The sequence below is a fragment of the Pseudomonas sp. 58 R 3 genome, from assembly GCF_900006605.1.
GTDB lineage: Bacteria > Pseudomonadota > Gammaproteobacteria > Pseudomonadales > Pseudomonadaceae > Aquipseudomonas > Aquipseudomonas salomonii.
Window position 1 is genome coordinate 40,086 of sequence record NZ_CVTT01000069.1, and the last position, 12,883, is coordinate 52,968.

The 12,883-nt window shown below is 62.8% G+C and carries 10 protein-coding genes; 6 read left to right on the plus strand and 4 right to left on the minus strand.

Going from position 1 to position 12,883, the window contains the following annotated elements; translation table 11 throughout:
• Positions 1-160 precede the first annotated feature (160 nt).
• Together BFP92_RS23445 and BFP92_RS23450 are read left to right on the plus strand one after the other, a co-directional pair.
• On the plus strand, positions 161-868 hold the full coding sequence (locus tag BFP92_RS23445) for a winged helix-turn-helix domain-containing protein (protein ID WP_065931318.1): 708 nt from the start codon (positions 161-163) through the stop codon (positions 866-868).
• A complete protein-coding gene (locus tag BFP92_RS23450; RefSeq protein WP_065931319.1) occupies positions 869-2,146 on the plus strand; it encodes an ATP-binding protein in 1,278 nt (425 codons plus the stop codon).
• 150 nt (positions 2,147-2,296) lie between these two features.
• Here BFP92_RS23450 and BFP92_RS23455 read toward each other — a convergent pair whose 3' ends face one another.
• The 3 genes from BFP92_RS23455 to BFP92_RS23465 form a co-directional block, all read right to left on the minus strand.
• Positions 2,297-3,088: a MipA/OmpV family protein gene (locus BFP92_RS23455; protein WP_065931320.1), complete on the minus strand. Its 792-nt coding sequence runs from the start codon at positions 3,086-3,088 to the stop codon at positions 2,297-2,299.
• A 17-nt stretch (positions 3,089-3,105) separates the two neighbouring features.
• Entirely contained in the window at positions 3,106-4,929 is a 1,824-nt protein-coding gene (locus BFP92_RS23460) for a serine hydrolase domain-containing protein (RefSeq protein WP_065931321.1), read from the minus strand.
• A gap of 94 nt (positions 4,930-5,023) precedes the next feature.
• Entirely contained in the window at positions 5,024-5,512 is a 489-nt protein-coding gene (locus BFP92_RS23465; RefSeq protein WP_065931322.1) for a GFA family protein, read from the minus strand.
• Between the two features lie 91 nt (positions 5,513-5,603).
• On the opposite strand from BFP92_RS23465, the gene BFP92_RS23470 reads away from it, so the two are divergent.
• Genes BFP92_RS23470 through BFP92_RS23485 form a run of 4 tightly spaced genes read left to right on the plus strand, consistent with a single transcriptional unit; the run spans position 5,604 to position 11,841 of the window.
• Entirely contained in the window at positions 5,604-6,719 is a 1,116-nt protein-coding gene (locus BFP92_RS23470; RefSeq protein ID WP_065931323.1) for an AAA family ATPase, read from the plus strand.
• A complete protein-coding gene (locus tag BFP92_RS23475) occupies positions 6,716-7,162 on the plus strand; it encodes a bpX5 domain-containing protein (RefSeq protein ID WP_065931324.1) in 447 nt (148 codons plus the stop codon). The genes BFP92_RS23470 and BFP92_RS23475 overlap by 4 nt, the downstream gene beginning before the upstream one ends.
• Positions 7,149-8,954: a hypothetical protein gene (locus BFP92_RS23480; RefSeq protein ID WP_065931325.1), complete on the plus strand. Its 1,806-nt coding sequence runs from the start codon at positions 7,149-7,151 to the stop codon at positions 8,952-8,954. Before BFP92_RS23475 ends, BFP92_RS23480 begins: the two co-directional genes overlap by 14 nt.
• Positions 8,947-11,841 carry a bpX6 domain-containing protein gene (locus BFP92_RS23485; protein WP_065931326.1) on the plus strand — a complete coding sequence of 965 codons (2,895 nt, stop codon included), beginning with the start codon at positions 8,947-8,949 and terminating at the stop codon, positions 11,839-11,841. Before BFP92_RS23480 ends, BFP92_RS23485 begins: the two co-directional genes overlap by 8 nt.
• On the opposite strand, the gene BFP92_RS23490 is transcribed toward BFP92_RS23485, so the two are convergent.
• Positions 11,828-12,727, minus strand: a complete 900-nt coding sequence (locus BFP92_RS23490; RefSeq protein WP_065931327.1) for a LysR family transcriptional regulator — start codon at positions 12,725-12,727, stop codon at positions 11,828-11,830. The two genes, BFP92_RS23485 and BFP92_RS23490, sit on opposite strands and share 14 nt — an antisense overlap.
• Between the last annotated feature and the right edge of the window lie 156 nt (positions 12,728-12,883).

Here is a 12,883-nt window from a genome sequence, read left to right on the forward strand (position 1 = left end):
ACGTTAAAAACTCCGGGTGAAATGTTAAAAACCTTTAAAAACATGAAGGTTGTTCGAAAGCCCCACAGAAAGGCGTTTTTTGCTGCGCCCAGTACCTTTTCAGGCCAGCTTGCCACCTATAATGCTCACACTTCAATCCGCGCATCCACACTGAGAACTTATGGAAAACCTGGGTCTGGGCAAGGTCCTGCTCGTTGAGGACGATGAAAAGCTGGCAGGGCTGATCGCGCACTTCCTGTCGCAACATGGTTTCGAGGTGCGCGTGGTGCATCGGGGTGATGAGGCTTTGGCGGCCTTTCTCGACTACAAGCCGAAGATTGTGGTGCTCGACCTGATGCTGCCGGGCCAGAGCGGGCTGCATGTGTGCCGGGAGATTCGCAATGTGTCCGACACGCCCATCGTCATTCTCACCGCCAAGGAAGACGACCTGGACCACATCCTGGGCCTGGAGTCGGGCGCCGACGACTACGTGATCAAACCGATCAAGCCGCCGGTACTGCTCGCGCGCCTGCGCGCCTTGCAGCGCCGTCAGGTGCCGGAGCCCACGGTGCGCGGCGCGCTGGAGTTTGGCCGTCTGTCGATTGATCGCAGTTGTCGGGGCGTCAGCCTGGGTGGTGAGGCCATCGACCTCACCACCATGGAGTTCGAGTTGCTGTGGCTGCTGGCCAGCAACTCGGGGGCTATCCTTTCGCGCGACGACATCCTCAACCGCATGCGCGGCATCGCGTTCGATGGCCTTAACCGCAGCGTCGACGTGTACATCAGCAAGTTGCGCAGCAAGCTCAACGATAACCCGCGCGAACCGGTGTGCATCAAGACCATCTGGGGCAAGGGTTACCTGTTCAATCCGTTTGCGTGGGAGGTTTAGATGCTGCGCCTGTTTCTGCGCCTGTATGTGATCCTGGCGCTGGGGTTGGCCGGGGCGATCTGGCTGGTCAACTACACCTTCGATGAGTTATTGCCCGAAGCCAACGAAGTCTATAACCGCGAAGCCTTGCGCGGGCCGGCCTACGGCCTGGTCGAGCAACTGCGCCCGGTGCAGGGCGCGGCCCGCGATGCGCGCCTGGCCGAGCTGCAAACCCATTACGGCCTGCGCCTCAAGCTGGTGGCACGCGACACCCTGGCGCTCACTGACCGCGAACAACAACTGCTGGCCGGCGGCCAATTGGTGGTGCGCGGCGACTTCATGGAATTTCTGGCCACTATTGATGGCGGCCCACAGCTGCTGCAGATCAAGCTGCCGGAAGAGCCCAAATGGTTGTACCTGTGGGCCTATGGCTTTCTGGGCGTAAGCCTGGCCATCGTCCTGTATTTTTGGGTACGCCCGCACTGGCGTGACCTGGAGCATATCCGCCTGGCCGCGCAGCGCTTTGGCGATAACGACCTCGGCTCGCGCATCCTGCTGCCACGCCGTTCGACCGTGCGCGAGCTGGCCGGGCACTTCAATCAGATGGCCGAGCGCATCGAAAGCTTGATCGCCAACCAGCGTGAGCTGACCAACGCGGTGTCCCATGAGTTGCGCACACCGATTGCGCGCTTGTCATTTGAGCTGGATCAACTCAAGCAACAGGCCGACCCACGCCAGAGCCGCGAACTGATCGCCGATATGTACGCTGACCTTGGCGAGCTGGAAGAAATGGTCTCCGAACTGTTGACCTACGCCAGCCTGGAGCGCGGCGCCACCCAGGTCACTCGGGAGAATATCGAAGCCCACAGCTGGCTCGACAGCGTGATCGGCAGCGTGGCGCTGGAGGCCGAGGCAGCCGGGGTGCAGTTGTCGTTGCGCACCTGTGAGGTCGACTTTATCCAGATCGAGCCGCGCTTTATGGCGCGTGCAGTGATCAACCTGCTGCGCAATGCCATTCGCTACGCTGAGCGACGTGTAGAGGTGTCGCTGGTCAAGTTCGGCAATGGCTACGAAGTGCGGGTCAATGACGACGGCCCTGGTGTGCCGATGGAGGGGCGGTCGAAGATCTTCGAACCCTTCCTGCGCCTGGATGCCAGCCGCGATCGCCGCACCGGCGGCTTTGGCTTGGGCCTGGCGCTGGTCAAGCGCGTCAGCCAGTGGCATGGCGGGCAGGTAGAAGTGCTGGATTCGGAGTGGGGCGGGGCTTCATTCAGGATGACATGGGCGTACGCCGAGTAAAGCTCGGGCCTAGCAGGGTACAGGTGTGATAACCCCTTCAATGTGGGAGCTGGCTTGCCTGCGAATGCGGTGTATCAGTTAAAGAATTATTGACTGACACACCGCATTCGCGAGCAAGCCCGCTCCCACACGTTCTGATCGGCTAGCCGATCAGAACGTGTATTCCAAAACCCCCATCACCGACGTCTGCAACCGTCGCTCCACGATCGGGCTCTTGCCCGCTTCATCCGCCAGGTACTGCACATCCAGCAAGGTCGAGAACTGGGTGTGCTCGCTGATCGGCAGGCTCCACACCAGGTTCAGGCCATTGCTGATATTGCCCGCGCCGGCCTTGTAGGCTTTGAAGCGGCTTTGCGCGGCCTGGCCGGTGGTTACGCCATACCAGGTCTGCAAGTAGTTGCGGTCGCCAAAGTGGCTGCTGAGGCTGGCATCCACCGAACCGTAGCGACCTTCGTACAGGTTGGTGCCCAGGCTCAGTTCCAGGTGGGTGTAGGCCTTGCCGGTGTCTTTGCGGTCGTTCTCCTTGAGGGCATGTTCCAGGGTCGCGCCAACAATCACACCGCCCAGGTTATAGCTGGCGTTGACGCCCAATTGCGGGCGGGCCTTGATCTCGCCCATGCCTTTAAGGCGTTTGGAACCGGCATGCAGGCGCTCGTTTTTGTCCTTGCGCGCGGCGCTTGCGCCGACATACGCACTGAAGCTCAGGGCGTTGCCTTCGTAACCCCAGCCCAGGCCCTTGTCGGTGTCGAGGAAAATCCCCCACGGGCTCACGACTTTGCCGCCCAGCAGTGGCGCGGTCATGCGTTCGTCGCTGCCGCTGTAGCGCGGCAGGTTGCCCACGCCGGCCTTGAGGCTGTATTGCCAGTCGTCGGCAATCGCCGTGTCTGCAGCCGCGAGCAGGCACAGTGAGGTGAACGACAGGCAGAGGTTTTTTGAGCGCATCCGGGTATTTGTCCTTGTTAAAAATTCAAGAGGTTGTTGGGCGATTGCGTGCGTTTGAAGGAGTAACCCGAGGCGCTGAGGCCGTTGACCTGGCGGCTGACGGTATCGCCCAGGCCGTAGCCGTTGCCGGCCAGCACCGCGTGGGCGTTGTCGACGGGAAGCAGGATGTAGTCGGTAAGCGGCTCGTTGTGCAGTTGGCCGCGAATCACCAGGAAGCCTTCTTCCAGACGCACGCTGATGCCGCTCAACGGCGCGTCGGGTTCATGGGTGTTGAGCACCTGATAGGTGCCGATGGTGGAGGCCCAGGCCAGCGGCAGCGGCGGCGGGTCGATGCGTTCACCGATGGCCAGGCGTTGGCCGTGGCTGCGGGCGGTGAGCACTTGGCGGCCCTGCACCGTGACCACGTCCAGCTGAACGCGGCCCAAATCACCGAGGTCCTTGAGCCAAAAGCCCAGGACTTTTTTCTGCGCGCGCAGCCAGCCGTGTTCGTCGCGCAATAACTCGAAGTCAAAGCCGGCCAGTTCTCCGCTCAGCCGATTGCCCTCATCCTTGACCCGAAATACGCCCCAGGCCGTGGCATAAAACCCGGCCAGGCGCTTGCGGTCGACGGCGGCCGGCACCTGGCGCAACTTGAGCCCATGGCTGGGTGCCTGGCAGTCGTCGGCGCACACGGCTTGCCCGGTTTGCGCCTGGAGCAACAGACGCAGGGTCTCGGTGGCCAGGCGTGCGACCAGTTCTTCGGCATTGCTGTCATTGGCCATGATGATCACCGCCAGTTGCTGGTCGGGCAGCACGCTCAACTGCGCGGCAAAATCATCACCGCCGCCACTGTGCTGGTAGGTGCGCACGCCGGGGGCGACGGGTTCATCGCCGCAGGGTGCGAGGAACCAGCCCAGGCCCATCCGGCAATCGAAGTCCAGGGCATTGCCGGTGTTTTGCTGGGTGAACATCTGATCAATCGACGGGCTCTCAAGCACGCGGGTGCCTTTATAGAGGCCATGGGCAAACAGCATCTGCACGTAGTGGCTGAGGTCTTTGGGGCTGGCCCACAAGCCGCCGGCGGCCAGGTCGCGCACCTGCGCATCGGTACTCGCCACGCCGTCTTCGTAACCGAGGGCGCGAAAGCTCAACTGCGTGCCGGTGCCGACAAAACTCGACTGGTTCATCTCCAGGGGCTGGAGCAGGCGACTTTGCAACTGGGCTTCAAAACTTTTGCCGCTGCTGCGCTCGATCGCCGCACCCACCAGCGAATAACCGAGGTTGGAATAGGCCACCTGCGAGCCCGGCGGGCTGCTCAGCCACACGCCCGACACGCGCATCGGCATCTGGCCCATGGCATAGGTGCTGCGCACGTCGCGCAAGTGTTCACTGGGCAAACCGGATTGATGACTGAGCAAGCGGCGCAAGGTGATGTCGCGGTCGGCGGCGGCCTGGTCGGTGTGAAAGCGCGAACGCACGTGGAACTCGCGCAAGGTCTGCTGGATGGGTGCGTCGAGGGCCAGGCGCTGCTGCTCGACCAATTGCAGCGCCGCCGTGGCCGTCAGCAGTTTGGAAATGCCGCCGGCGCGAAACGCCGTGTTGGCGGTCACCGGCACCCCCTGGGCCTTGTCGGCCAGGCCAAAGCCGCGCGCCCAGATCAGCTCCTGGCCATTAACCAGCGCAATCGACAAACCGGGCACATTTTCGCGGGCCAGGTCTTTGGGAATACGCGCTTGCAGGTAGCGGATGATCGCGCCGTAATCGCCCTTGGGAATCGCCGGCGGGGCAGGCGGCTGCACGTGGCAGCCGAGCGTGCCCAGCAGGCAACCCCATAACGGAATACCGCGCAATGTGCGAAACATGAAGAGCACCCGGATGGTGGTTTGGATGCTCGAATGCTAGGGCCATGCCGGCCAACAATCTTTGAGAGCTTTGTCGAGAAACTGTCAAAGAATGTTAACGCGTCAGCCCCAAACGCTCATGCCACTGGGCGATGGATTCTTCGGGGTATTCGTCCAACTGCAAATCGCCCTTGCGCACACTGACTTCCACCCACGGCGCCTTCGAGCCGAGCATCAGGTGCGTGTGCTCAGGCGGCACCGGCAACGGCGTGTCGATGGCCGAGGCAAACGGGTGAATCAACGCCGGCCATTCGGGGCTGAACAGCCACAAGGCGCTGCCGCACTGCGAGCAGAAATGCCGTTCTGCAGTGCTCGCATGCGCGCGGCTGGCGCCTTCGGGCTTGAGGCGGGCGTGGTAGATCGAAATGTGTTTACGCCCGTGAACCTTCAAACTCTTGGCGTCGGCGCCCAGGTTGATCGCATAACCTCCGCCGCCTTGGGTTTTGCGGCAGATGGAGCAGTAGCAGCGCTGGTACGGGTAGGGGTGCTGGCTGGTCAGGCTGAACGTTACGGCGCCGCAATGGCAGGATCCTTCGAGTTGCATGGGCTGACTCCTCAAGGCAGGTTGTAACAACGCTTTGCTAATACTTTAGCCTCAGGCAAAATTCCCCGCTTTGGTTTCAGGGAAGATACCCATGATTGCTCAGTTGCAAAGCGCTGCCACGCAAATCCGCCACGCTGTGCGTAATGCGACCGAAGGCTTGGTCGGGCGCGAGCAATTGGCCGAGCTGATTGTGCTGGCGGCGGTCGCCCAGGAGCACATCCTGGTGATCGGCCCGCCTGGTACGGCCAAGAGCGCCGTGGTGCGCCGTGTGGCGCAGTCCATGGGCGGGCGTTACTTCGAATACTTGCTGGGGCGCTTCACTGAGCCGTCGGAGCTTTTTGGTGCCGTAGACCTGAAAAAACTGCGTGAAGGCACGGTGGAAACCGACGTCAGTGGCATGTTGCCGGAGGCCGATGTCGTGTTTCTCGATGAAGTCTTCCTGGGCTCGACCGCCATCCTCAATACCTTGCTGGGCGTGCTCAACGAGCGCCGCTTTCGCCGTGGCCATACTCAAATTCAATGTCCGCTGCGGGTGTGTGTCGGCGCGGCCAATGGTTTGCCGGACGATGAAGCGCTGGCAGCGTTTGGCGACCGCTTCCTGTTGCACCTGTTCGTCGAGTCGGTGCCGGACAATCAACTGGAAGCCATGCTGGCGGGCGGTTGGCAGTCGGAGCAGCGGCCGGTGCACCAGTTACTGGGGCTGGCCCAGCTGGACACGCTGAGCCAGGCCCTGAAAAACGTCGATCTGGGCGCGGTGCGTCCCGCCCTGGCCCAGGCAATTCGGCGCCTGCGCGAAGCCGGCATACAGTTGTCGGACCGCCGCATCGTCAAGTCTCAACGGTTGATCGCGGCCGCCGCGTTGCTGGGCGGGCGGCTGCAAGCCAGCGACGCAGATCTGTGGCCGCTGCTGTATGTGCTGCCCACTAAAGAGACTCAGCAGCATGGTCGCGAGGTGCTGCGCGACTTGTTTGCCGCGTCCAGCAACAGCCACTTGTTCAGTGCGGTCGAAGAGGCCACCTTGCAACCGATGTCGCGCTTGAATCGCTTGCTGGAAACTGCGCAAGACTACCTGGCCCGCAGCGAGCCGCCCGACAGCCCGGCGCTTGAAGGGCTACTGCGCGAGATCGACGCCAACTTCAATAGCGAGACTATGCCGGAACCCTTGCAGCAGGTACGCGGGCAACTGTCCCGAATGCTGACGCCATGAGTGCCGACCACTACGCCTGGACCTGGCGCCCAAGGCAGGTGCCTGCCGACCCTAAAGCCGCCGTCGCCTGGGGAGACGCCGCGCGCCGCTTGCATGCGCGCTTGCTGCTGCTCGCCGATGAACAGGCGGCGCGCTTGCACGCTACCGCCAGCGGCGACGTACTGGTGGTCACCGGGGCGGCGGCGGATTTGCCGTGGGTGGACGGCGTGGCCTACGCCGCAGTGCACCCCGGCGCGCCTGGGCTGTGGCTGCCCACCAGTTGGGAGCCGACAGTGCCGGTAGACCTGCTCGGCCAAACGCTGTCGGCACGGTTCAAGCGCTCGCCCTTGCTGTTGTGGCGCGAACCGCAAGCCGTAGTGCCATTGGACCGCCTGTTGCCTGTGACGGTTGAACACCTTCAGCGCATCGCGACGCATTGGGGTGCCAGCCATGCAATTGCCTGAAGCCCTGCAACCCTGGCGCCAGTGGCTGGAGTGGTTTGCGCCGCAGCATCTGCCGCTGTTCGCCGATTTGCTTGGGCGCCTTAACCCGGTGCTGGGGCCACTGCGCGGCAGGCAGCAAGGCGGGGTGCCTGAGCCGGATGGCGTGGGTGATCTGCAACGCCGTGGGCCTTACGAGCGCCTGCTCTCCAGCGAATGGCTGCTGGCCGATGAAGTGCCGGATGAGTTTATGCGCCGGGCTGTCGGCGGCGAACATATGTTCCTGGCGCCGCAGTACCGCGCCCGTGAAGCCAACCGCCTGATTGTCGTGCTGTTCGACGCCGGCCCGTTGCAGTGGGGCGCCGCGCGGCTGGTGCATATCGCCTTGCTGATGCTGCTGGCCCGGCGTGCCGAGGAGGCGGGGGCGCAGTTGCGCTGGGGCATCCTGCAAGGCGCTCCGCTGCTGCATGAATTCGATAGCGCGGGGCAGCTCAAGCAGCTGCTCAAGGCGCGCACCTATGAAAGTGTCGCCCCGGCGCACTGGCACGCCTGGCAGGAATGGCTGGCCGCGCAGGGTGAAACCTTGGGTGAGTGCTGGACAGTCGGGCAGCGCTTGCCCAAGGACACGACCAAGACCTGTACGCACCGGGTGCAGGTGCAGCGCAGCCTGGATGGGCACAGCCTGTCATTCGAGTTGCAGGCCGCATCGGTGCGGCGCGTGCTGCTGCCTATGCCGGATGAGGCGCGCGCGGTGCAACTGCTCAAAGGCCAGTTCGACGATGAAGTCCAGGCGCCGCCGCCGAATCTCGCACGTGCGGTGCCACGCGTCGCCTTGACCTTGCCGCCGGTGATCTCCAGCGCCGGTAACTATGTGGCGCTGCGCCTGCTCGATGAGGCGGGCATGGTGGTGATCAAGCTGCCGCACAAAAACCAGAAAAAGTCGCTGGAAGTTCGACGCCGTCTGTGGGGCAAGCATCAGCGCGTATTGAGCACCACCTTTCACCACCGCAGCCTCGGTGCCGTGTTGAGCGACAACGAAAGCCTGACGTTCTGGAACATTCCCGGTATGCCCACCGTCGACAAGCCCGCCCGTGAACAGCTGCAACTGCCACCGGGCACTGCGACGTTCCTGCCGAGTGTGTGGCTGCACAGTCAGAATTCCGTGCGTGTGTACTTGCTCGACAGCCAGGGGCGGCTTGCCTACTGGAAGTCGCGTCAACTCTGCCAGGTGGCGGACGACGTGATGAGCCTGGTACAGGTCGACCCTTTGACCATCGCTTATGTGCGCAGCGAAGGCGGGCAGATCGTCGCGTATTCCGGGTCTGCTGACGGTTTACGCGCCAATGGTCATGCGGTCGGCTCGGCAGCGGGCGTTAGCCAGGTGCTGCTGGCCGCCAACTTTTACTGGCGCCAGTACTGCGGCGGTTGCGCGCTGCTGACCACCCAGGACGGCCACCAGAGTTGGCGCCTGGTGACCCATGAAAGCTTTCCGGCGAAACACGAACAGATCGACTTGGCGCCGGGCTGGAAAGCCATCGGCCTGCACCACGCGTTCGCCCAGCGACAGCTCTACTCACTGGTGCTGCTGGGGCCGAACCAGCACAGCGTCGGGCTCTACGCCGAGGGGCAACAGCGCACGTTGTTTACCACTTCGGCGCCGATTGCCCGCGCGAGTTTTTGCCCCATGAGCGGCTTGATCGCTGTACTGACCACTGACCGCGAATTACTGGTTTACTCGGTTGGCGAGCGCTCCATGCGTTTGCAAGTGATGTGCAACCAGGCACCACAGCTCAGCCAGGAAGCTGCCAATGCTTGAGCCAGAACGGATGCTGATTCGCCGCCCGCTACTCACCGGGCACCAACAGATTGACGGCCTATGGTTTGCCGCCGAGCGTTTTGATGAAGGCGAGCGCAAGCGCCTGATCCTCAAGTATTGGCAAATCGACGCGCGTGCCTACCGCTTTGCCGACGGCGACTTGCTGCAGTTTCACACACCTTGCCCAGTAAACTGCGAAAGCCTGCACGGCTGGCCGCTGATCCGCCAGGGCCTGGGCTTGTCGTCTGCCGCGCTGCACCCTGAGGAATTGCGCCGGCTGCCCGTTGCCGACCTGTGGCTGGTGCGCGGCAGCCAGATCCATGCACTGCAGCTGCGCGATGCACACGTGCTGACGCCTGGGCTGTGGCTCGACATCAGCACCTACACACTGCTCGACACCTTTGACTGCCATACCCCGTTGCCTGCAACGCTGCCGGATGCAGTGATCACCGACCTGCGTGAAATCCTCGGTGGGCCGCTGGAGCCCGTCAGCCCGGAGCGTGAAGCAATCATGCAAGCGCTGCTGGAGCGCCCGCGTCACACGTCGAGTAAAGGGGCTGGCGCCAGCTCGTCGCCCGCGCGAAACAACATGGATGACGCCCGTGAAGTCTCTTCCCCGGTGCTGAAAATCGTGATTGGCTTGCTACTGTTGGGGGGGCTGATCCGCCTCTTCGGCCAAAGCGATGCTGCCGCCATGCTGGCCACGCACACACAGTCCTTCAGCGGTATGCTCCTGGGCAGCGTGATCTGGATGGTTGTGATTACCGCGCTGCTGTTCGGGTTGAACCGCTTTCTGCACCGTGGCGCGTCGGCCCCCGCCCAAACGGCACCCAGGCCGGTTGCCCGCGCACCCGCTGACCCAGGCATCGCTGCGCGTGCCACCCCGCGCAGGCACAAACCTGCCGCGTGGCGCCGCTTGTTGACCCGGCTGACCCAGCATTCCCAGCTTTCCAAACTGTATGGCAAACGCCAGGCCGCCTACATGCAGCGCATGTTGGAGATGTTCGAAGACGGCAATTTCGAAGAAGCCTTGCGCCACGCGATCCCCTTGAACGGCGGTGCCTCCAGCGGTGAACAGAGCTTTGGTACGCCCCAACGCCGCGAGGATTTGAGCCTCAGCCAGCAGGATGGCCCGGCGCGCTCGATGCTGTTTGAAGACGACTTGGCCGAGCACTTGCGCCAAGTGTATCGCCAGACTTTTGAGCGCCTGGACCGTGCCGGTCGTATCGAGGAAGCGGTATTTGTACTCGCCGAATTGCTCAAAGAGCACCAGCAAGCCCTCGATTACCTGGAGAAACACGCGCGCTATCAGCAGGCCGCCGACCTGGCCCTGGCGTGGGACATGCTAGCTGCGGTGATCGTGCGCCTGCTGTGCCTGGCCGAGCAGTGGCAGCGCGCCGTGCAGGTGGCGCGGCGCGACAATGCGTTCGCCGACGCCGTGGTGATGCTCCAGGCCAAGTCGCCGGAAGCCGCCGACCGCTTGCGCCTGGAATGGGCCGAGTCGTTGATCGCCAAAGGCCTGTGGTTGCAAGCCGTCGATGTTATTTGGAGCCTGCCCGCAGAGCGCCCACGCGCCGCGCAATGGCTGCTCAACGCCGAGGCGGCTGGCGGGCGCTTGGGTATTGAGGCGCTGGTTAAACGCGCAATCCTGTTGCCCGAAACGCTGAACGCTTACGGGCCGTGGGTCGAGCAATTGCGTGACGACCCCACGCGCGCCAGCGAACGCTCAGCCCTGGCGCAGGCCTTATTGCTGCACAAGGCCAACACCACCGCCCTGGCCTGGCTGGCCGGTGCCACCGTGCAGGCGATTCTGGCCGATCAATTCAGCGATCAAGGCCAGCTGACCCATAACCAGTTACAAGCACTCGTCAAGATGAGTCGCGACAAAGCGCTTCAGGCGGATTTGCCGGGCCAAGCCTTGAAGCGTACGCCCGTGGTCTCGCTGGAGCGTTTGGGTGAAACCCGCGAGTGGTCTGCGCCGGCCGCGGGCAGCCGGCCGATTTTCGACGCGGCCCCGCTGGAAGACCAGCGTTACCTGGTGGCGCTGGGCGAGGCGGGTGTGATGGTGGTGGATGCGGCGGGCACAGCGTTGTTTCACTTTGCTGTACCGGCGCAGAAAATCGTTATTGCCCATAGCCGACATGTTGCGTTGGTGCTGATCTGGCGGGGGAATGTATGGCGCGTGAGCAAACTGGACCTGGTCAATCGAGTCGCCAAAGACCTCGGTATGCTGGCCATGGATGTCTATGCAAACACCTTTGATGGCAGCAACTGGACCATCGGCAAAGGCTCGCAGTTGCGCGTGGTGGATGTTGACCGTGGCTTTGAAACGCTCTGGCATGTGAGTGATCTACCGGAGTCGGTGCGTGCCATCAAGGTGGATGAACACAACGAATACCTGTGGCTGTCGGCGCCGGGCGGGTGCCTGATGCTGTGGCATTATCGTCTGCCGGAGCGGCGGCTGGTCAGCCGTGAAAGCGCGTTTGACATCGTCGCGACGGACTTCCAGGTTCCCAGTGCCACCGCTGAATCGGCGCAGTATCGGATCAAGCACGACTATGGAACACCCACGCTGATACTGAAGCAGCACGGGGTTCGGAAGCGCTACCGGCTGCCTGGCAACTTACCGGAAGAAGAATGGGATGAGTCCGTCAGCCCGTTTCTATTTGAGGACTGGTTGCTGATCAGTTATCGGGTTGAGGAACACGGCACCTGCTGGCACGTGATCCACCGTGCCAGCGATCGGCTTTGCGTCACGTTGCACTGGCCGCAATCGCCGGCCCAGCTTCGCCGCCTCGGGTCTGATCTGTTGCTGTTCGATGGGCAGGGCCGGCTGAGCCATATCAATATTGATAACGCCAGCCAGCGCAACATCAGCCTGCACTGAGTGTGTCCGGCATCAAGGTGGCGATCAACGCCCGAATGGTGCCGGGCAATGCTTCCAACTCGCGCACCAGGATACTGCGCTCGCGAATCGCCCACGGCTCATCGAGTTTCACCGTCACCAACTGCATGGTCCGGCTGTGCCGCACGGCGGCGGACTCGGGAATGATGCCGATGCCTACGCCGGCCTCGACCATCCGGCAGATCGCTTCGAAGCTCGACACCTGGATGCGCAGCGATAAATGCTTGCCCAGGCGATCAACGTGTTCACGCAAAAAACTCAATAGCGTGCTGCCTTCGTGCAGGCCAATGTGCTGGTAGGCCAGTGTTTGCTCCAGCGTGACCGAAGGCTGGTCGGCCAATGGGTGGCCGACCGGCACCATCAACACCAATTCATCGGTGCTGAAATGCAACACCTGCAAACCTGCGGCCTCAACCGGCCCGGCAATGATGCCCATGTCGCTGGTGCCATCAAGCACACCACGCACAATATCCCGGGACAAACGCTCCTGCAGGTCGACGGTCACACCCGGGCGCTGGGACAGGAAGCCTGCCAGCACCTCCGGCAGAAACTCGGTCACCGCCGTGGTGTTGGCGAAGATGCGGATATGCCCGGCCGAATCCACGCCGTATTGGGTGAACTCGCTTTTAAGGTAATCCACCTGGCGCATGATCAGCCGCGCATGGTGCAGCAGCCGCTCGCCCGCCGGGGTGATCTCCACGCCACGGCTGTCGCGGTACAGCAGGCGCGTGTCCAACTGACCCTCCAACGCCTTGATCCGCGCACTGGCGGCGGCCGGCGAGAGGAACGCACGCTTGGCGCCCTGGGTGAGGCTGGGAGATTCGGCGATATGGATAAACAGGCGCAGGTCGGCGAGATCGAAATGCATGCAAACCCCTATTTGGGCAACGGTGAGGTTCAAGTGTGGGAGCTGGCTTGCCTGCGATAGCGGTATGTCAGCACCGATGATGCTTCTGGTACGCCGCTATCGCAGGCAAGCCAGCTCCCACAGGATATAAGGGCGGACTCGAAGTTGGCGTTCAGC